This is a genomic window from Oerskovia enterophila, assembly GCF_001692445.1.
In the GTDB taxonomy this organism is placed as follows: Bacteria; Actinomycetota; Actinomycetes; order Actinomycetales; family Cellulomonadaceae; genus Oerskovia; species Oerskovia enterophila.
In genome coordinates, this window is the sequence record NZ_MAQA01000003.1 from 156,059 (window position 1) to 175,741 (window position 19,683).

General features: G+C 68.8%; 24 protein-coding genes. 17 read left to right on the forward strand and 7 right to left on the reverse strand.

Going from position 1 to position 19,683, the window contains the following annotated elements; translation table 11 throughout:
• The first annotated feature begins 320 nt into the window (after positions 1-320).
• From OERS_RS02425 to OERS_RS02470, 10 genes are all read left to right on the forward strand, one after another.
• Positions 321-1,127 carry a hypothetical protein gene (locus OERS_RS02425; protein ID WP_068624147.1) on the forward strand — a complete coding sequence of 269 codons (807 nt, stop codon included), beginning with the start codon at positions 321-323 and terminating at the stop codon, positions 1,125-1,127.
• Positions 1,128-1,151: 24 nt separating this feature from the next.
• The gene (locus OERS_RS02430) at positions 1,152-1,994 is read left to right on the forward strand and encodes a hypothetical protein (protein WP_068624149.1); all 843 of its coding nucleotides are present in this window, start codon (positions 1,152-1,154) and stop codon (positions 1,992-1,994) included.
• A gap of 79 nt (positions 1,995-2,073) precedes the next feature.
• Positions 2,074-2,811: a hypothetical protein gene (locus OERS_RS02435; RefSeq protein WP_068624151.1), complete on the forward strand. Its 738-nt coding sequence runs from the start codon at positions 2,074-2,076 to the stop codon at positions 2,809-2,811.
• A 57-nt stretch (positions 2,812-2,868) separates the two neighbouring features.
• On the forward strand, positions 2,869-3,342 hold the full coding sequence (locus OERS_RS02440) for a MarR family winged helix-turn-helix transcriptional regulator (protein WP_139107642.1): 474 nt from the start codon (positions 2,869-2,871) through the stop codon (positions 3,340-3,342).
• Entirely contained in the window at positions 3,339-3,602 is a 264-nt protein-coding gene (locus OERS_RS02445) for a hypothetical protein (protein ID WP_068624156.1), read from the forward strand. The genes OERS_RS02440 and OERS_RS02445 overlap by 4 nt, the downstream gene beginning before the upstream one ends.
• On the forward strand, positions 3,599-4,480 hold the full coding sequence (locus OERS_RS02450) for a hypothetical protein (RefSeq protein ID WP_068624158.1): 882 nt from the start codon (positions 3,599-3,601) through the stop codon (positions 4,478-4,480). Before OERS_RS02445 ends, OERS_RS02450 begins: the two co-directional genes overlap by 4 nt.
• A gap of 4 nt (positions 4,481-4,484) precedes the next feature.
• Positions 4,485-4,763 (forward strand): hypothetical protein, encoded by a 279-nt coding sequence (locus OERS_RS02455; protein WP_139107643.1) that lies wholly within the window; start codon positions 4,485-4,487, stop codon positions 4,761-4,763.
• 9 nt (positions 4,764-4,772) lie between these two features.
• A complete protein-coding gene (locus OERS_RS02460) occupies positions 4,773-5,246 on the forward strand; it encodes a hypothetical protein (protein WP_068624161.1) in 474 nt (157 codons plus the stop codon).
• Positions 5,247-5,378: 132 nt separating this feature from the next.
• Positions 5,379-5,810 carry a MepB family protein gene (locus OERS_RS02465; protein ID WP_068624164.1) on the forward strand — a complete coding sequence of 144 codons (432 nt, stop codon included), beginning with the start codon at positions 5,379-5,381 and terminating at the stop codon, positions 5,808-5,810.
• Between the two features lie 186 nt (positions 5,811-5,996).
• Positions 5,997-6,812 carry a CPBP family intramembrane glutamic endopeptidase gene (locus tag OERS_RS02470; RefSeq protein WP_068624167.1) on the forward strand — a complete coding sequence of 272 codons (816 nt, stop codon included), beginning with the start codon at positions 5,997-5,999 and terminating at the stop codon, positions 6,810-6,812.
• 83 nt (positions 6,813-6,895) lie between these two features.
• Here OERS_RS02470 and OERS_RS02475 read toward each other — a convergent pair whose 3' ends face one another.
• The 3 genes from OERS_RS02475 to OERS_RS02485 form a co-directional block, all read right to left on the reverse strand.
• A complete protein-coding gene (locus tag OERS_RS02475) occupies positions 6,896-7,150 on the reverse strand; it encodes a hypothetical protein (RefSeq protein ID WP_068624169.1) in 255 nt (84 codons plus the stop codon).
• A 70-nt stretch (positions 7,151-7,220) separates the two neighbouring features.
• Entirely contained in the window at positions 7,221-7,916 is a 696-nt protein-coding gene (locus OERS_RS02480; protein ID WP_139107644.1) for a DUF6308 family protein, read from the reverse strand.
• Positions 7,917-7,977: 61 nt separating this feature from the next.
• The gene (locus tag OERS_RS02485; RefSeq protein WP_139107645.1) at positions 7,978-8,700 is read right to left on the reverse strand and encodes a hypothetical protein; all 723 of its coding nucleotides are present in this window, start codon (positions 8,698-8,700) and stop codon (positions 7,978-7,980) included.
• Positions 8,701-9,752: 1,052 nt separating this feature from the next.
• Between OERS_RS02485 and OERS_RS02490 the strand changes: the two genes are divergently transcribed.
• The 4 genes from OERS_RS02490 to OERS_RS21405 are packed head-to-tail and all read left to right on the forward strand — an operon-like array spanning position 9,753 to position 14,466.
• Positions 9,753-12,281, forward strand: a complete 2,529-nt coding sequence (locus OERS_RS02490) for a type IV secretory system conjugative DNA transfer family protein (RefSeq protein ID WP_068624175.1) — start codon at positions 9,753-9,755, stop codon at positions 12,279-12,281.
• Positions 12,278-13,699, forward strand: coding sequence for a hypothetical protein (locus tag OERS_RS02495; protein WP_068624177.1), 1,422 nt, complete (start codon positions 12,278-12,280; stop codon positions 13,697-13,699). The genes OERS_RS02490 and OERS_RS02495 overlap by 4 nt, the downstream gene beginning before the upstream one ends.
• Positions 13,700-13,707: 8 nt before the next feature.
• Entirely contained in the window at positions 13,708-14,271 is a 564-nt protein-coding gene (locus OERS_RS02500; protein ID WP_068624179.1) for a hypothetical protein, read from the forward strand.
• Between the two features lie 54 nt (positions 14,272-14,325).
• Complete coding sequence (locus tag OERS_RS21405) at positions 14,326-14,466, forward strand: hypothetical protein (RefSeq protein ID WP_169834177.1); 141 nt, start codon at positions 14,326-14,328, stop codon at positions 14,464-14,466.
• Positions 14,467-14,496: 30 nt separating this feature from the next.
• Here the strand turns inward: OERS_RS21405 and OERS_RS02505 are convergent, their stop codons facing one another.
• A complete protein-coding gene (locus OERS_RS02505; protein ID WP_068624181.1) occupies positions 14,497-14,697 on the reverse strand; it encodes a hypothetical protein in 201 nt (66 codons plus the stop codon).
• Positions 14,698-14,751: 54 nt separating this feature from the next.
• Between OERS_RS02505 and OERS_RS02510 the strand changes: the two genes are divergently transcribed.
• A complete protein-coding gene (locus OERS_RS02510; RefSeq protein ID WP_139107646.1) occupies positions 14,752-15,114 on the forward strand; it encodes a hypothetical protein in 363 nt (120 codons plus the stop codon).
• 500 nt (positions 15,115-15,614) lie between these two features.
• Here the strand turns inward: OERS_RS02510 and OERS_RS20945 are convergent, their stop codons facing one another.
• Positions 15,615-16,247: a hypothetical protein gene (locus tag OERS_RS20945; protein WP_139107647.1), complete on the reverse strand. Its 633-nt coding sequence runs from the start codon at positions 16,245-16,247 to the stop codon at positions 15,615-15,617.
• Between the two features lie 338 nt (positions 16,248-16,585).
• Here OERS_RS20945 and OERS_RS02520 point away from each other — a divergent pair, with 338 nt between their 5' ends.
• Together OERS_RS02520 and OERS_RS02525 are read left to right on the forward strand one after the other, a co-directional pair.
• Positions 16,586-16,777: a hypothetical protein gene (locus OERS_RS02520; RefSeq protein WP_068624187.1), complete on the forward strand. Its 192-nt coding sequence runs from the start codon at positions 16,586-16,588 to the stop codon at positions 16,775-16,777.
• Between the two features lie 486 nt (positions 16,778-17,263).
• Positions 17,264-17,950 carry a PAS and ANTAR domain-containing protein gene (locus OERS_RS02525; protein WP_083201159.1) on the forward strand — a complete coding sequence of 229 codons (687 nt, stop codon included), beginning with the start codon at positions 17,264-17,266 and terminating at the stop codon, positions 17,948-17,950.
• A gap of 10 nt (positions 17,951-17,960) precedes the next feature.
• On the opposite strand, the gene OERS_RS21410 is transcribed toward OERS_RS02525, so the two are convergent.
• Positions 17,961-18,137, reverse strand: a complete 177-nt coding sequence (locus tag OERS_RS21410; RefSeq protein ID WP_169834178.1) for a hypothetical protein — start codon at positions 18,135-18,137, stop codon at positions 17,961-17,963.
• Positions 18,138-18,140: 3 nt separating this feature from the next.
• On the reverse strand, positions 18,141-18,602 hold the full coding sequence (locus OERS_RS02530) for a hypothetical protein (RefSeq protein ID WP_068624191.1): 462 nt from the start codon (positions 18,600-18,602) through the stop codon (positions 18,141-18,143).
• Positions 18,603-19,683: the final 1,081 nt, after the last annotated feature.

Here is a 19,683-nt window from a genome sequence, read left to right on the forward strand (position 1 = left end):
CCAACTCGCGAACGCCCAGCCTCCTTGCCACAGCGCCGGTCACCACGATGGCCGCCGCTGAGATCGATCAGCGTGCCGCCGCATCCACGACCGTGGGGCGGGGTAGTTCGCGCTAGGTTGCCCACGACGACGCCCCGGTGGCTCCCCCAGCCTGCTGGGGGATCGTCGAGTCCTTGGACGTCGCTGGGCGCCAGCGCCGTGCTCGGCACTGCGAGCGAAGGCGCCGTGCCCACCGCAACCGATCTCCAAGCGCCAGAGCGGCATAGGTCAGGCATGAGCCCAGACGTGAACGCGACCGCCACGACCGCGGGACCCAGATCATGAGCTTCAACGCGAACGTCCCGGGGCTCGACCGCGCCTCGGTCAAGCAGCGGGCCCGGGTGGCCCTGTTCGCGGCGCGCGATGAGCGTCCCGACGAAGACCTGACCACCGCCGAGGTGCGCATCCTGAGCCGCATGGCCCGCCGCGCGAACCCCGGACTCGGGTTCTTCCCCGCGACCGACGCGATGACCTGGCTCACCCAGGACGTGTGGTCTCCGCACATCGACGAGGTCGCGGTGCGCCGCGCGCTGGCCCTGGACTGGACAGCGATCCGCTCCCTGACGCACCTGGAGTACGAGGAGCTCATCACGCGCCTGGCCCGCACCTACGACCCGTTCGGTGACTACGACATCGACCCGAGCGCGGTCCGCTCCCCCTACGGCGACGTCGTCGAAGGCGAGCGGCGCATGGGCGACCGTGCCCGCGCATTCCGTGACGCACCCCTCGCGGACCAGAGGACGCTGCGACGAGCCCTGGCCCACCGGCTGTCCAAGCCGGACGCCCCCAACGAGCCGAAGCCGCTGACCCAGTCGGAGATCGCCGCCGACCTTGGGGTGGCCCCCTCGACGCTGCGCCTACTGCTCGCGAAGGTCGGAGCCACGAAGGTCGACGGCCGCTGGGTCGTGACCGACCAGGTCCTGGTCGCGGTCCGCGCCGAGCTCGCGCAGAAGGCGACGACGTGCGCCGAACCGGCGTGCAGCACCGCGCCGCGCAGGCGTGGCCTGTGCGAGATGCACTACCAGCGCTGGCGTCACGCCGAGAAGAAGTCCGCGGCAGCCGCCAGCGTGAGCGCCCCGGCGGCGTGAGCCGACCTGCGACAAGATGTCGCCATGACCTCGTCGTCGCAGATCCCCCCTCGCGCCCTCGCACTGCACCAACATCGGATCGAGGCCTTCGTTGTTCGTGCTCGACGGGTCGAGGCGCACTCACTCGCGCGAGATCGGGGGAAGCTGAACGAGTTCTCCCGCGGCGGGCTCAAGGTGGTCTCCGACGGCGCGACGCTAGCGCTGGTCAGGTCGTTCCCCGACGAGGAGACGATGGAGTCCGCCGCTGCCCGGGTCCGGCCAATCCTGCTGTCCGACGAGGACTGCTACCTGCCGAGCGTCCTGAAGTCGATCAAGGCGTTCGGCCGGGACGACGACAAGGTGAAAGATCAGTCCAAGGAGGCATTGGCCCGCTGGCAGTCGCGGACCAGCTCGACGGACCCGAACCGGCCCGTCGGCGTTCAGGTCCTGGTCCACGACACGAAGACCGGCCAGTCCGGCTCGATGAATGAACTCCAGCTCGCGCTCGCGTGGATCTACGGCGACGTGGTCCACCACGACTCGGGCGTTCGCGCGGGTGCTGCGATCTTCGGGCTCCGCGAGAGGTTCTTTGCCGCAGCCCCGCTGATCACCTACGTCATGTACGAAACACTGCTGACCCTCGATTGGATCAGGGTCATGAACGGTGCCGGACTGATCGAGTTGCCAGCCTCGGTGCTTGAGGACGAAGTCGCCCTGGAGACCACGGAAGTCCGGTTGGAAGCGACGGCGTACGTTGCCGAGATCGGGACGTCGATCCCGACGGACGCCACCTCAGAACTCGGCCCCGAATGGCAGGACGCATCGGCTCTGTTTGCCCCCAAGACCCCCGACCCGACGGAACCCGAGGAACCGCCGCACACATCGTGATCGCGAACGCCCCGACGTCGCCTCGCGCGAAGCTGAGCCCGCTCCCCCGGGTGTCTGGGGTGCAGACCATGATGTGCCCATGACGAGCACACCAGAACCAGCGTGGACCCCGTTCCCTCAGGAGCCGGTCGCCCGCAAGTTCGAGGCCGCGTGGACGGTCTTCGCCTCGACGTGCGGGCAGTACCTCGCGCCCGAAGCGACGTTCCAGGCGTGGTTCGCGCACTACTTGATCTCCCAGTTCGGCATCGATCGGGTCGCCCGGGAACCCACGCTGCGGATCGACACGTTCATGGACAGCCCATGGAAGGCGAAGCTGGGGAAGAAGGGAGAAGTCAAGCTCGACGCCGTGGTCACTCGCCGCGCCGGCGTGTCACTGCCGCACTACGCGGGCGCGGTCCGAGCCGCTGACGGCACGGGACTGTCCAACCTGGAACACCTCGCGGTGATCGCTGAACTCAAGGTCGGGGCGTCGCTGTCCCAGAGGCTGGACCACACTGAGGTCGCCCGCGACATCTGGAAGCTCTCGATGCTGCTCGACGAGTTCGACGTGGCGCACCCGGGCGTTGAACCGCCGCTGGCGTACGCCTGCATCCTGGACAACCACCCTCGGTCCCCCTACTCCCGCACGACCCTCGATGCCCGCCTGGAGCGCGTGCGCAAGCACCCGAACATCGAGGTCCTGTTCGCCTCGGTGACCGACCGCCCCGCAGTCTCCGGGCCACGTGGGCCAGGTCCCGCACCGCGCACCATGGTGGCTCCCCCGGGCCGGTGGGACTGGGTCACCGCCCCGGACAAAGGGGTCATCGACCCAGCCTGAGACTTTCCTCCGGTCGCGCCCCACGTGGTGGGCGACCCGGCCGAGAAGGAGAGAGCGATGAGCACGCAGAGGATCACCCCCGCACAGCACGCCGCGTTGCGTGCCCTGCACGGTTGGACGTTCAGCGGACGCTCCGCCGGGGCAACCGCGCGGGCCATGGGCACCTTCCACCCCGCAAACACCGCGCGCGTCCTGGACCGCCTGGTCGTGATGGGCCTGGCTGAGACGTGGGACACCGCCAAGGGCGTGCGCCGCTGGTGCCTAAGCCCGGCCGGTGAGCAGTTCATCGTCGACACGCGTGCCGCCCAGACCCCGCCGGCCCCGACACCGCCGGTCCTGGCCGACTGCCAGATCTACGACTCGCGCGTGAAACTGCCGTGCTCGGCGACCGACAGCGGCGGCGTGCGCTGCACCCGCACCGACGTGCACGGCAAGGACCACGAGATCGACGCGCACACGATCGCGCACGCCCTGGCCGGGAACGGCTACCCGTGCCGGATGATCGCCGTCGAGAGGACTCCGAGCCGATGAGCACCCCGCCCGTGTCCGACGAGCTCTTCGAGGCCGTCGACGCCGTGCGCCAGACCCACGGGGTGCGGAACCACTTCGACCGTCAGACCCAGCGCACCGTCTACCAGTGCGGCTGCGGCGAGTCCTGGGCCTCGGGCGAGTGGGACCTCCCCCGGGTCGACAACTCCGCAGCGATCCGCCGCCACTTCGTCCAGGCCCTCGCTGACGCAGGGCTCCTGAAGGATCACCCCACCGACGGCGCAAGGACTCCGAGCCGATGAGCACCAAGATCTACAACGGGTACCGGCTCGCGCCCGGGACGAACATCTTCGACCTCGTGCCCGACATGGTGCAGGCACTGGGCCCGGTGCGTGACCGGCTCGACGCGCGTGTCCTGGCCGTGAAGGCCACCGCCATGATCGACGACGCCGACCTCGCCGGGTCCCCGCGCCCCCGGTCGCCGCTGACCAGCGCCTACCGGGACATCACCGACGAGCAGGCCAAGGCCCGGCCCGGGACGTGGGAGCACGCACCGCACCGGTTCGAGGTCGCCGTCGGGTCCGACCCGGTCACCGGCGCCCTGCTCGCGCTCACGTTCAGCGAGGAGCTCGAACTGCGCGAAGCGTTCGAGTCCTTGGACGTCGTGCACGAGTACGGGTACTGGAACAACGCCGACCTCCCGGACGAGGTGAGCGCGGCCGAGTGGGACGAACGCCGAGACGCATGGGCGCGTGTCCTGCCCGGCGTCGGAGTACCGGCCGACACCATGTGGTCCTGGTCGCTGTGCCCGGACCCTGCCGGGTCGCTGTTCGGCCTGGCCCAGCCTCAGGACCAGGCCGTGCACCCGCTCGTGCTCGACCAGATCCCGACCAAGGGGTGGCGCCTGAGCCGGCTGGTCGCCCGGACCCGCCTGGACGCGCTGGCCGGGTCGCTGACGGGCTTCGCCGACGTCATGGGCCACGCGTTCGAGGCCTGGCGTGTGGACGGCGACCTGCACGCCCGGTGCACCGACCTGCTCGGTGACCTGGACGCCGCGGACCTCTCTGGTCGCGGTGACCTGGACCACGCGCGCACGGACGCGCTGCGCGACGTGCTCGACGAGGACGCCGCGGGGTGGGCGAGCCAGCGCCGACGAGCACCGCAGAAGGATGGTGACTGACGTGGTGAGCCGATCGGTCAGGTTCGCGTGCACGAAGTGCCGCACCGTCGCCCTGACCCCGTGCACCAAGCACGACGAGCAGGTGCTGACCGTCAGCTCGCGCTGGCGTGCACCCAAGCGACGCGACGCCAAGGCGTGGGCCCGGGTCCGCGCCGGGCAGCTGCTGTGGGACGGGGCCGCTGTCGATCGCGCCGCGGTCCGGGCAGCCAAGCGTCGACGCACCGCCGAGGCTGCTGCCCGTCACCGGGCACGCCTCGACCCCGGCGAGCGCGCACGGCCGTAGCCTCGGACCATGAACCGATCCCTCACGGCTGCCGCAGTCCTCGCCGTCCTCCTGGTCACCGGCTGCACGGCGGACACCCGCGAGGGCCCCACGACGGCCGATCCCACTCTGATCGGGGCCGAGCTCACCATGGACGTCGTCCTCAACGACGACGGCACGGTCACCGTGACCGCAGAGTCGAACCTGCCGGACGGGACCGAGCTGGGCGCGTCGGTCTTCGCCGAGGGCGTGTTCAACGCGAGCGACCAGGCCGTGTTGCAGGACGGCGAGGCCGAGTTCGGCCCGTTCTCGCAGAAGGGTTCAGCCCTGCCGGCCGGAGCCTACGACGTGAGCGTCACGATGCCGATCGCGCGCAACCAGCCCGACGAGGTCAAGGCGATCATCGGTGAGCACGGGGAGAACCTGACCGGCGCCCAGGTGAGCACCGAGGACATCACCGGTGACGCGGTCGTGGTGACCAGCGAGCCGCTCATCATCCCCTGAGCTCAGACGCACAAGAGCCCCGCCGGGGTCACTTGGGTTCGGTCGTTGGCCCACGATGACCTCTAGGGCGTGTTGCTAGAGGCGGTGAGTCGCCGCCTGAAGCCGTCGTTGTCGGTGGGGTAGCGTGGCCGGGTGCAGTTCAGCGCATTCGAGACCTACGCGGCCGAGGTAGGGGTGACGTTTGCAGCGACCCCCGAGACTCAGAACGGTGACTACGAGTCTGGCATTGCCCAGATCGGTGGTGTGGCCTGGCATATCCGGACAGCACGGAACACCCCGACCAAGCCAGGCGCGTTCGTAGGCTTCTGGCAGCGGGCCGTGGACGGAACGACGACGCCGTTCAGCGATGACGATCTTGCCGTGGGCCTGCTCGTCTTTGTGGAACAACAGGACAGACGCGGCGTCTTCCGGTTCACCGGTGCGCACCTCGCCGAGCTCGGGATCACGTCCGGGAGGCAACCAGGCAAGCGCGGATTCCGCGTCTATCCGAGCTGGTGCGCGGGATTGAACACCCAGGCTGCGGCCACACAACGTGCTCAAGCGCCCGCGTTTGAGGAGTATTGAGCTCTCAAGTCTGGACAACCGTGCGGCGATCGCCCGGCGGCGGACCGGTGCCCTTCGCGGCGGGGACAGCGGCCCGAGCGCAGCCCCGGCTTGAGCAGAGATTACGTCCCGCGACACGAGTACAAGACTCGCCCACCCGACAGCATGGCTGGCCTTGCAAACCGCCCTCGCCGATAGGGTTGCGGAGTGACGGACACGCGAATCGCACGGCAGTTCCTCGTGCTCACGTTCGTGATCGCCTACGGCTTCTCCTGCGGGCTGATCTTCGCGGCGCGCTTTGGCTACGAGGTGAACAACGTCGTCACCACGGCCCCCGAGTTCCTGGCCAACGTGCCGTTCTCGATCTACATCCTCTCGCCCGCGATCGCCTCCTACGTCGTCCTGAGAGCGAACCGCAGGGTCTCGGGTCTCTGGGAGTGGCTGAGGATGATATTCGCTGCCCGAGGTCGCGCTGCGGGGTATCTGTTCGCCATCTCGGTGCTCGCGGTGTACTTCTCGCTCCACCTGGTGGTCTCCGGCCCCTCCTTGCACATGCTTCCTTGGTACATGTTCTTCCTGTCGCTACCGGGCAATCTGATCATCGGCGGCATGGAGGAGGCCGGCTGGATGACTGCGCTACAGCCCGAGCTCGACCGACGGTGGGGATTCGTCACGTCCTCACTGGTGGTCGGGGTCATCTGGCTCCTCTGGCACGTACCGCTATTCTTCATCCCCGGTACGAACCACGAGTCCGGTCTCATCGACTTCTGGATGTTCGCGGTCCAGATCATGGCGTTCCGCGTCCTCTATGGCGCGATCTTCAGACTGTCGGGCGGGAACGGAGTGTTCCTGTGCATCCTCAGCCACACGGTGTTCAACGCCGCCAGCTTCACCCTCGGCATCCCACCGACGAGCTGGGCGGGCACCCTCGCCGCAAACGCGGCGGTGGTGCTTCTCGCCCTCACGTCGTTGATGCTCTCCCGCAGATTCGGGGCGCGTCTGCGATGGCAGGTTTCGCGCTGAGCAGCTCTCTGGCACGAGCTGCGCCCAGTGGTGATCGCTACTCCTGAATCCAGCCGACCCGGCGGGGCGCTTCGTGTTCGGTCTCAGGCTTGCGCGACGACGTACCGGTAAGCACGACCGCTGCCAGGAAGCGGCACCTTGACCGTGCCCGCCTTGACGCGACCGGCCATGGAACGCACCGTGCGCGAGGGCTGCGGAGCCATCGAGACGTCCAGCTCCTGGTCGGCACGGAAGTCGGCAAGGGCGCGCCACGCCGAGGCGGCGTCAGCGAAGACCCGCTCGGTGAACGAGGGCACCGGCAGCCCGGACGAGAACTCGATCGCGGCGCGCACAGACATGGTTGGCTCCTCAGGGTCGATCAGTGGTGACACCCATCTCGTGGGTCCGACCACCAGCAACGTCCCCGACTCAGCGAGCCGCGTGCATCCACAGTGCGACGTCGAGCAGGCGCAGCTCGGTCGTGTCGTAGACGCACGTTCGTCCCTCGGCCGCCGCTGTCGTCCGCGCCCGTGCCAGCGCCGCCTCGATCGCGTCGAGCACGGCCGGGTCCGCGACGAGCGAGCGGATCACCTGGATCTCCAGGCGCCCATCGCGAGCGGGCTCCAACCCGAGCAGGCGGCGCACCAACGTGTCCCGCACCGGCAGCAGCCGCGGTCGCTTACGCGCGGCCAGCTTCGCCGCGGTCACCCACGGGTCCGACTCCGACTTCGTCGTCGGATCGGCCAACGCGGCGCGGGCCTTGTTCGTCAGGTCCCACGCCGCGTCGAGCTCAGCCGCGCTCGCGTCCACCAGGTCCGTGCCGGTCGGCGTCGCAATCAACGCGGCGAGGAGCCCGTCGCGCACCGGGCCGTCCTCCAGCACACGCCTGGTCGCGCCAGGCCCGACCGTGATCGCGAGCATCGTCAGGGCGTGCAGGTCCGCGGCCGTGACGTCCATCGGGTCGTTCGGCTCGATGGATGCGAACGTCGCCCCGGCATAGTTGCCCGCCACGTCGTAGTACCGCTCGAAGCGGACCAGGCTCAGTGCGTCGAGCGCGGTGCGGTGCGCGGCGTCGAGCAAACCGTCGGGGACAGGGGGCCACGTGTCGGGCACAGGAGGGAGCATGCGGTGACCGTAGCGGCAGCCGACGACATCGCCGCGCGCCACGACGACGCTCCCCCGGAAGTCACCCGGAGTTCGCGCCGGCATCCCAACGCGCTCGAAGATGAAGCCCGGCCTTCCGCACGCTCGCAGGGAACGCAGACCCCCACCGAGCGCGTAGCCGCTGGCGTGTGATGGCGCGACCTGCTCGACGGATCTCGCGCTCCTTGTCCTTCGCACGGCGCACCGGCTCGACCCCGCGACGTCGCCACCAGCGGCCCGCCGAATCGCGGAACGTCACCTCCAACTCGACATCGGGTTTCGGGTTTGACAAGGTCAGCGAGCACAGCAGGTCTATGACAACCTCAGACCTGGGACCGACGGGGCCGCCCTTCACCTCGAAGTCCCACGGGTCCCCTGGGCCGTTGCGTCCGTACGCGCGCACGAGCGTCAGTCCAAGAAGCTCGTCGCTGCCGTTGTAGATCTTCGCGACCACCACAGCCGCTGGCGCGATGGGCAGCCTGGCCATGAGCCGACCTACCGAGCGCTTACCTATCCAAACGACGTCACCCACCGTCGCAGCATTCGGATCTCCATAGACCGGGGCATCGCGTCCCAGGAAGGTGGTGTTCGAGCTCGTTACCTCGATGTGGACGAGTCGTGCCTGCGCCCAACGTCGCGTCCTGACGTCGCGCGAGTACGCGACCGCGGCCACACCGAACGCGAGCGTGGTCCCGATCGCGGCGAGCCAGTCCGGCCACGAGCCCGGCTGGACCCGACCGACGAAGTCACTGATGGAGGCGAGCACGGCCACAACCTACCGGCCACCCACGACGCGCGCGCCACGCCAAGCCCAGACCGGACCACCAGATCCCCGGGCCCTGCGTCCGGTGCGCGACAGCGCCGAGCGGCCGATAGGCCAAGGCCAGGTCGAAGCTGGCTGGCAGACCGGCAGAAGACAAGAGGCTCGTCGGCTTCGGTCGCTGGCGCTCCCTTCGCCTCCTCGCGCTGGGGTTCGGTTTGTTGTTCGTGTCGTCGGGTCGTTGTTCGTGGTGTTGTTCGTGTCGTTGTCTGGCGGTTCGTTGGGGCTGTTCGTGTTGGCGGTGACGCTGCGCGTCACGCGGCGGCGGCTGTTGTCCTGGTCGGCGTGTGGCGCTGCGCGCCACCACCACCCCATCCGGGTTGTTGTCTGTGTCGGCTTGGCCGTGTTCGTCTGGTGCGGTTCGTTGGCGCTGCGCGGGCGCCACCCCACCCTGGTTGTTCCTGCTCTACTCCTCCGGTGGCCTGAGGTGCCTGCCAGGTGCGGCACACGTTCCGTTCGTCGCTGCGTCACACGTCACGACAAGCCGCCACCCCACCACCTGGCCTGACCGCGCCGCGACGACCCCGTCAACACACCAGTACAAGCCGAACCGGGCAGAACCAAGCCAGCCACCACGCCCCCGCAGGGGCCACCGTGACGCGAAGCGGCACACACCACCGTCACGAAGACGGCACGCGAAGCGGGACGACGCCCCCACGGCAGCGGCACGCGAAGCGGGACGCCACCCACCAGGCAAGGCCCCCGGGCCGCAGCCGAAACCACCACCGTGACGCGAAGCGGCACGCACCCCCACAACCAACCAGTGCAGTGAGCCCCAGCGAACGAAACGAGACACACCCCCACCCCGCGCCACACGCGGCGCACCCCGCCCAGACCAACACCACCAGAAGAAGGGGGCGGCGAGGGTGGGGGCCGCGGTGGTCTGTACGGCGCAGAAGCGTCCGTTTCATTCTCCTCGCCCCCTCTGCCCGGTACGTGCATCCGCAGGCTGGTGCGAGGCCCGTCCCGGGGGCGCGTTCTGCGCATAGGTGACAGGCATGGGAACCAAGGTCGAGGCATGGCAGTTGTCCCCCACCGGGGCCGGGGTAGGTGACGTCCTGGTCGCGGTGCAGCGGGCCGGGCTGTTCACGACGCAGTCGCTGTCGCAGTTCGGGTCGGTGACGTTGCTCGTGGCCCGACGTGACGGCGCGCAGTCGACGTACCTGGTGACCCCGGCCTCGGCCGCGTCACGCAAGGCGGCGGACCTGCTCGCGTCCTCGCTCGGCGCGACAGCGGTCAAGGCTGAGGTCCCGGTCGACGTCCTGACCTCGACACCGAAGATCCGTCAGCTGATGTTCCAGCCGTTCTCCGGCACGTTCCGTGAGACGCAGCAGGGTGCTGACCCCGCGGAGCAGGCACGCCTGCTGGCCGCGTCGATGACGGACGGGCAGTGGCTGGCGATCACGTTGCGCGGACCGGGCCGCTTCGAGTACCGCCGCCACTCGCGCTGGCTGGCCACACGCATGGCCACGTTCCTGCCGACCCACCACTCGTTGGCGTCCGAGGCGGTCATCGGGTCGTTCTACGTCGGCGCCGAGCACCCCTCTGACGCGGACGCGCTGCTGCGCCAGGTCGCCTCGACCATGCCCGGGTTCGACCTGCCGGTGCGTACCGGCCGGGTCGTGCCGCGCACCGTGTGGTCGATGATGTGGCTGGCCGCGGCGCTGGTCCTGTGGGCGGGGGCGGTGTTGCCCGCGCTGGCGTCCTCGCTCGTACCTGCGGGGCTGCCGTGGGCGGGGGCACTGACCTCGACGCTGCTGGTCGCCGCGACGCTGCTCGCCCTGCCACCGGCCGTGATCGGGTACGCGATCGGGCGCGGCGCGATCCCCACCCGTGACACCCGCCTTCGAGCTGCCGCACGCAGCGGCCTGTTCCCCGCACCCGCGCATTACGAGGTGTGGCGCGGACCGTGGACCGCACCGACGAAGGGCGGCACCGACAACGACGGTCGCCAGGTCAAAGCACGCCAGGGCAACTACCCCGTCTCTCACCGCTCGTTCGTCCTGGGCCCGCACCTGCCGGTCCTGTTGTGCGCACCGCACGCCGGCGCCGTCTCGGGCCAGATGTCGACCGGTGGGCGCCCGGTCCCGCCGCCGCTGCGTCAGCGTGTCGGCCCGCTCCTGGGGTACGACCCCGTCGGCAACCCGGTGTACCTGTCGGCCGCGGACCTGGTGGGCGGGACGTTCATCTCGGGGCGCCGAGGCAGCGGCAAGACCCTGCTCCTGAACGGCATGTACGCGTGGGCGTGCCTGGACCGCGTGCGGCCCTGCGGGCTGCCCGGCACGTTCGGTCCCAACCAGGCCCTGGTCGCGTTCGAGTCCAAGGGTGAGGGCGCGACGAAGTACCTGGAGTGGGCGCACGCGATGGGTGACAGCGCCACCCTCGTTGAGGTCGCCGACCCGCAGGGGTGGTCCATCAACCTGCTCGACGTCCCAGGCACGTGGAACGACCGCGGCCTGTTCTTCGCCGACATGCTCAAGTACGTCCTGGACGACGGCGCGATCGGCCCCTCGTCCTTCATGGGCCTGGCGTCGTTCGGTGCCGCCGCGCTCGCGCTGACCGAGACCGAGGCCGGGCGCACCGTCCTGGCGCAGGTCGACGGCGTCGGCGCCGACGTCGCGCTGATGGACCTGATCTACATCCTGGTCGGTGGTCGCGGTGATGAGGTGGCGGTGCGGTTGGACGCCGAGGTCGCCGGTGAGGCTGCCCGGCTCGAACGGCTCGGGGCGCCCGACCCGGGGCTCAACTGTGCGCGCGACGCCCTGCGCCCGTACTACGGCGGCAACACCCCGAGCTCGCGCCGCGACGCCGTGGCTCCCCCGCGCAACAAGATCTTCGCGCTGCTGGCCGCAGGTCACTGGTGGTCGGGCACGCGCCCCTCGTTGACGTGGGACCAGATCCTGACGGGGCTGCGCTCGGTCGTGGTGAACACCGGCCCTTCGGTCATGCGCCCCGGTGAGGACCTGCCGGCGGAGGTCGCCGACCAGATGGCCGGCATGCTGATGTTCTCGTTGCAGCGCGCCATCATGCGCAACTGCGCCGCGTGGGGCGAGCAGGGCTACTCGGTCGCGATGTTCGCCGACGAGCTGGCGCTGCTGGCCGGGTCCGACGACCGGGTCATCACGTGGCTGCACGACCAGGGCCGCAGCTTCGGGGTCCGCTCCGCGTTCGCGACCCAGCGTTCCTCCCAGCTCAGCGAGCGGGTGCGCGAGTCGGTGATGGACTACTCGACGCTGATCGCGTTCCGCCAGTCGAACGAGGGGGCCGCGGCCCCGATCGTCGCGGACCTGGCGGCGGACGGCTCACCGTGGTCGGTCGCGGACATGGTGACCTTGCCCCGGTACACCGCGGCGGTGCGCACCGCGTTCGACGACCAGCGTCAGACGCCCTTCACGTTCAAGGCGCACTACTTCGCCGGTGACGTCGCAGGCTTCCCCGAGCTGCAAGGCTGGACGCCGGGGGCCGGGCCCGAACCCGTTCCGGCCGCGGCAGTCGCTGACGCCAACGACCCGGAGGCGGGCTGGTGAGCGCCACGACGAGCACGACGGCGACCGGCACCCACCTGAGCGAGATCGCGTCCCCGCTGCCCGACGGCATGTTCGGTGCCCGCGAACGCCTCGACCCGTACTGGGACGGGCTCTGGGTCCAGGGCTCGCTCGCGTCCTGGGCCACCCGCACCGACGTCGAAGCGATGAACACCGCGGGCCTGGTCAACGCTCCCGCGTGGATGCTCGCTGACCGCGACCAGGCCGTGGCGCGAGTGCGCGAGGACGACCGGCTGCGCGACCGGCGCATCAACATGCTCAGCGCCGTCAACGCCTGGCGCACCCTGACCGCCGAGCAGCTCGTCGCGATGACCGGCGACCTGGGTCTGGCGAACTGGTCCGAGCGCGCGTACAACAAGATCGTCGCCGACTCCTTCAACGCGCACCTGGTCGACCTGGGCCGGTTCATCGCACCGGTGGGCGCCAGCGCCGGGTCTTCCAACGCCCAGCTGATCCGCACCACCCGCTCGGAGGTGTTCGACAAGGACATCGCCCCGCACCTGACGTACACCGAGCACGTGCGCGTCACCGGAGGTTCGGGCTGGAAGAGCGCCGGGCAGTACGACCGGCACAACGTGCTCGCCACCGAGCTCGGGCTGCGCGTGAGCGAGCTGTGCGGCGCCGAGGTCGGGGCCGTGCTCGGCGAGCTGAACTGCCCCGTCTCGCTCCTGTCCTCCACATCCAACGGCGGGCCCGGCGAGGACATGATGGGCAAGACCGCGGACCTGGCCGTGATCCGCGGCGACGGTGCGCGCCTGGCCGTGGAGGTCACCGCGTCCGTCTCGGGCAGCTTCACGACGAAGGTGAACCGGTGGGCGAAGGCCCTGGCGAACAGCCCGTGGGACCTGACCGGGCTCATGGTCGTGTTCGTCGTGGCCCCGCCGGTGGCGCGTACCTCCCGTCAGTCCGTCGAGCGCGAGGTACGCGCCGCGGTCTCGAACGCGGTCAAGCACTTCCCGGGCACCGCCCGCACCGGCTGGACGGCGGACCGGATGGCGGTCGTGCGCTGGGACGAGTGGTTCCCTGCACGCCACCACGTCCGCGACGAGTTCTTCGACCTGTCCGCGTGGCGCCCCACCGGCCCTGCCGACGAACGCTGGCAGCGGGTCGGCCTGCTCGACATCTTCGACGTCGCGTTCGAGCCGCACCCCTCCCACGACCCCAGCCTGATCCTGGCCGCGAAGTCCTACCTGCCTGGGGTGGCGCACTGGCTGCGCCGCGACCCGCCAGGGGTGCACCTGTGGCCGTTGGTCGTGCGCGCCTCGGGCACCGACCAGATCCCGGTACCCGGTTCACGCAACGCCGGCCAGGCCCCGGCCACGAAGTTCGCCCAGCCGCCCGGCGCCGCATCGACCCCGCGCCCACCGGGGCGGTACGGCGTCAAGACCTCGCGCGCATAGGTCCAGGCATGGACTCCACCGACCAGCCGGTCCCCCGCACCATCGACCACGACCGCTACACGCTGCGCCACCCGTGGCCGGTGGACTGCAAGGTCCAGGGCGGGTCGAGCGGCCTCGTGCTCACCAGGTCCAACGGTGCGTACGGCACCGCGTTCGTTGAGGCGTTCCCCGCCGAGCCCAAGACGATCATCCGCGGCGAGGGCACAAGCATCACCGCGGCCGAGGACGCCGCCTGGGAGAAGTACTCGCGGATCACCGCCGGTGACCACGAGCACGAGTTCGAGACGCGCGGCTACCGCAACGGCGCCGGGTTCTGCACGCACTGCGGCCTGTTCGCCTCGGGCGTCTTCGATCTCGCCGAGATCGGGTCGGTGTGCACCGTGTGCGGGGTCGGCACCTACTGGGAGAGCATCGGCGAGGACCTGTACTGCCGCGAGCACGCCCCCGACCGCGCGCAGATCAAGGCGATGCGCGCCCAGCTGCGGGCGGCGGGCAAGGACACGGGACTGGGCCAGCTCGGAGAGATGTTCGAGGCGCTGCTCGATGAGGAGGACGACGCCGACTCCGCATAGGTACCGGTGGGCGCGGCACCTGCCGCACCCCCACACCACATGCAGGAGGACACCATGCCTGGTCGCTTCGAGCCCAGCAGCGAGGACCGCAAGAAGATGAACGACTGGATCGCCTCGACCGGAGGCAGCCGGCTCATCATGGGCGTGTTCGCCGTCGTCGTCGTCGCGTTCGTGATCGCCGCCTTCACCGGCTGACGCGCGAGACCCGGGCGCACGAGGGGCAGGTCATCCCCGCGTGCTGAACCGCCGCAACGCGATCAGGAACCAGACGACCGCGACGACGATCGCGATCGGGGCAACGACGAAGACCAGCACGGAAACCACCAGGGGTCCGATCGCACCGACTCCCCACCACTCGCTGCTGGCCGTGTTCGCAAACCACGCCACCGGAGGGTACGAGAGCAGGGCCAGGACGGCGGCCCCCATCGCGCGCAGTTCAACGCGATCGCGGCGACCGTGCTCGTGCAGCGGGGCGGCCTGATGAACACACCGACCCCGACGCCACCGATCTCCGATCGTGGGTTGTCCTACCTGCGCCCCGTCGTGCGCGTCCTGTGGGGCTCGCTGGTCGCCTGGCTCCTCACGGTCGCGGTCCTGCCCACCGAGGACACCGACCTCCCTACGTCCGACCTCGCAACCCCCGCCGTCAACGCTCTCGTGGTCGGCGCCTGGTACATCGCCTGGCGCTGGGCCGAACCCCACATCCTCGACTCGCTCACCCGCCTGGTCCTCGGCTCCGCCCAGACACCGATCTACGTCCGCCACGCCAAGATCGGCACCCTCGAATACGCGCCCCGACGTCCGGCACCCCGCCCAGCCCGCTCAAGCGTGGCGACCACGTAACGACCACCGACGGGCAGGGCGGCACGGTCTTCTACGTCGAGCAGCGCGACGACGGCTGGCAATACGACATCCAGCTCGACGGCTCCGACATCGTCGCGATGGTCCGCCCGGACGACCTCACCTGACCCGAGTATGACGAAGCCCCCACTCGCCTCGCGGCGGGTGGGGGGCTTCGCCGTTACTGGCGATGATCGCAGCAGAGTTCCGTCATGGTGAAGGTCTGACGGCGGACTCCCAGATCCGAAGCTCTACGACCCAGCCACTGCCGAGCTCGGATTGAAGGAGCGTTGCAAGAGCCTCGCCCTCGGCGGCATTTTCCAGGAGATGCCTCTCGCTGGGCCAACCATCAACTTCACTGTAGTTCTCGGCAAACGACCTAGACCATGCCGCCAGGCGTTCTGCAAGTTCGCCGCTCAGAGACCAGTCTTCACGCCTGGTTGCCCCGTGGACCCACAAAGGCCATGAAGCACCATAGTCATTCATCAGCCGAACTGCTCGCGTCAACAGGGCGACCCAGGATAGGCAGTAATGACAACGCGGTTGTTCTCCGAGACGATGATGCTCGGATCGAACCACCATGTCAGGCCGTCGTTCGGGTTCACGATCCCGATCGGGGCCGTGAAGCACAGCTTTCCGTTTCCTTCGCTAGCGTAGTCTCCTGGAGCCATCAGAACGGCACCAACTGTCCACTCCATGAAGTCATCCCAGTTCGCACCGTAGAGACCGAGGTCCTCCATCCAGAACTGCCAGTCATCGGCATGGCCATCCAGGATGTGGTTGTACCCGGCGGTAGTTGCCGTGCCGCAGTTGAGACGAACCGTTCCTTCAATCACATAATCCATCTCCCACGAGTTGACCATGTGATCCTCGTTCCCCGCCAGACCACACATGAACCGATCGATAGGTTCGACGAACGGAGTAACCTCGGGTGCCGCAGATGGCGCAGTTTCGAAGTAGTAGCGGTCACCGTTGGGCGCGACGGCGTACAGGCCATTGCCAGCGTCTCGTGGCAACACCTCGACCGCCACAGACGGAGAGGGCGTCGAAACATCCGATGCCGAAGCTGGTGTCGATAGACCGACAAGAACGGACGCTGCGATGAATCCAACGACCACATTGGAGCGTGTTCTCATTTGTTCCCCCATGCTTTACACCAGCCCCCGTTGGTTGGGGATGAGGGGAACATACAGGCACCCGTTGCCCGCGTCAACTACAGCCAATCTCACGCGAGGGGCTTCTACTTGGACCGCTTCGGCCACCCTGACACGGCAGCCTGGGTCTGGGCGGGCGCGGTCGTCAGGCGGCAGGCAGGGGGCGTTGTGAGCAGCCTCGTCGGACCAGCCGGGTGGAAGCGTTCCCTAATGCGCGGCCTGCGTGGGGCTGGTAGATATCGAGCACGTGCCGGGCAGGAATCGGGCTCAAGGGGCGGGGGTGTGTTCGCGTTGCACGGGAAGAAGCGACAGGTGGCGTCGTGGTTGTGACCTTCATCGGTCTCGCCCTGGTCGCACTGGGGACCGTGCTGGTCGTGCGGATCATGACCCGGTTCCGCGGGCGCCGACCTGACGAGCAGAGCACGGGCGCTCACGGCGTTGGAATCGCGCTCGGCGGCAGTCTTGTCTTCTGGGGTGCGCTTCTCGTCCTGATCGACGTGTGGAACGGCTGAGGTGCGCCGCCCAGGATCGCGTCCCCGAGAGCAGTTCAGCCCCTTTCGGGGCGGGGTTGCGTGAGCTCGTCCTGCCTGAATGCGCGCGCGCTCGGCGGGAGGTCTTCGAGCGGCGTTGACCAGGCGTCACGATCCGCTACGATTCCCGACTGGCACTCGGTGTCGTAGAGCAGATGGTCCCTATTGTCCGTCTAATGAGGAGATCAGCGAGCGTGTCCAAGACTCGGGATTGGAAGCTTGATCAGCCCTGCGTTCAGTGCGGCGCTGTCGTGCTGGTCGAGTGGAGCATGCAGGTGCCGGAAGCCCCTGGGGAGTCGGTGGACGGGGTGGCTGTGGGGTTCGACGCGGCAGGTCACGAGTTCACCTGATCGGCAAGGCCGGTTCGTGGGTAGCGAACTGGTCAGGACAGGTTCAGGGGCGCGGCGATATGATCCCCGCCAGGAGTCTGGAAGTAGGCCCTTCGCTTCCCTTCACCGTGGAGTTGAGATGACGACCTCTTACAACCCGGCTCGCCCTCTTGATGTGGACCTCATGGAGGTTCTGCTCGCTGGAACTCCCCAGCCGGTCGGCCAGTTCGTCCTGACCGTGTCCACCGGCGAGTGGTGGTGGTCCGACGGACTCTACAAGATGCACGGCTTCACCCCGGGCGACGTTGTCCCCACGACCGCGCTCATGCTCGCGCACAAGCACCCTGATGACCGTTCGCGCGTGGAGTCGGTCCTGGCCGAGGTCTGCGTGAACGGGGACCCGTTCGCGTGCGTGCACCGCATCCTCGACGCGCACGGGCACACGCGCACGCTCGGAGTCGTCGGTCGCGGCCGCAAGGACAACGAGACCGGGGAGGTCGTCCAGGTGTCCGGCTACTTCGTGGACCTGACCATCACCCAGCGCACGCTCGCCCAGCGCGAAGCGACAGAGTCGATCAGAGCGTCTGACAAGAGCCGGGCCGTCATCGAGCAGGCCAAAGGAGCGGTCATGACGATCTACGGAATGACCGAGAACGAAGCCTTCGACCTCCTGCGCCACCACTCGAACGTCACCAACGAGTCGATCGGCCATCTTGCGCGCCGACTCATGGAGAGCATCGCCGAAGGGAGCGACGTGGGCTCTCCGACGACGGGCGACCTGGACCTGTTCTTCGAAACACCGCCCGCACCCGCCACGCCCGCCTAGCCCGCGAACGCTACCGCGGGGAACGTCTCTTCTTGCGCAGCTCAACCGCCGCCGCGACAACGGCGACGACCGCGATGGCAACCAACACGCCACCGATCACACGGGTGGTGGTCACTTCTGCCGTGACGACGAGCCCGAGCCCGACCAGGCCCAAGGCCGTATTGACCACGATCTGGAGCTTCTCCACGGTTCAACCTCTCGCGTCGCGTGGCTTGCTCGCTGAGGACTGCGCGATGCGGCATGTCCGGCATCGTCGCCGGGTTCCGGTGTCGGACGGGAAGCGGTAGATGTTCTCGGGCGTGTACTCGTGGCCCTGGGGGCAGTGGGTCTTGGCGGTCTGCCAATCGCCTCCGGACGACCGCTCGGTGCTGCCGGTCCGCGCGCGTCGTTGGTAGTGCATCTTGCACACGTCCTGCAGGCCGGCCCGCGTCCGTTCGCAGGCCTCGACGCTGCACGGGATGGGTTCTCGCGGCGTGCGCAGTGGGGCGGTCTGCTCGAACCGCTCGAACACGAGTCGCGCCTGCTCGTCGTCGAGGATCCACGGGCCCGACGCCGGCCGCTCCCAGCCCTGCTCCGCGATCCATGCCCACACGCTCTTGCGCGACACCCCGGCCTCGCGCGCGAGCTCGCGGATGGTCCATTCCCCTGCCATGCGGGGAGCCTAGCGGGCCGACGGCCGGCACATCCTGCAGGCCTAGAGCATGCGGGCCTAGCCTGACGGAATGGGCGACCTCACCACCAAGGACGTCCCGGCCGAGTTGCGAGCATCGTGAGTCCGGACCGCCTGAGGGTCAGCAGAGCTTGGCGCCGCCGGCCTCGATCAGGGCGTCCCTGACGGCGGCTGAATAGACCTGGCTCGCAACCCACCAGGTGCCCGCTACCGCCCCGCAGGCGCCGGCTTCGACGATGCTCGTGGCGTACGCGCTCGCCTCGTCCGACGAGGAGAACAGCGCGATGAACCGCTCCTGGTCGCAGGCGTGCTTCTCCAGTTCGAGCTCTGCCCCCAGGGCTCAATCGGGCCGGTCGGGCAGAACGCCTCCATGACCGCTTCCACCTCGGCAGCGTCGTCGTCCAGATCCGCTGCTGGGGCGGCGCACGCTGCCAGGAGCACCAGGGCCAGGACAGGTGCGGTCGCTTTCAGGTTCGCGCCCCCATCCAAGCAGCCGGCCGGTCGGCGAGCACCGGTGAAGTCGGCCATGGTAAGACCCCAGCACCGTGACGTGCAGGGGGTCGCGTCACGGTGCCGGGGTCTCGCGAAGGAACCTACCAGTCCGTTTTGCGTAAGTACCAAGGAGACGCGCGGGGCGTCCGGGCATTCTGCGCACCCTCGCGCACAATCGCCCAGATGGTCACCAACAGGATCTACGCCCTATTCCGGGCGCCCAACCGAATGCGGGGCGCGATCTCTACTTTCGGCGCATCGGTGACCTACCGCCCTGTTCGGACATCGACGTCCCAGCTCGGTTTCGCACGTCGAGGGCTTGGCCTCTACCCCCCAAGCAGCCTTCGGGTGCCCCAGCTGGTCCTGCTATGCCCGGAAAGCACCACTCCAGAACTCCTCCCGGCCCGAGGTCGAGTGGATTGATATAAGTGCAGGTCAGAGCCCTATAATCACATAACTCATGAGAATCACGTCGAGAGATAGATACACCTACTAGGGCTATAGGCATCAACCCCTTCCCCCTTGTAGGGGAAGTTGATACCTCCCCCTCTCTATGGTGGTCCTACAGGCG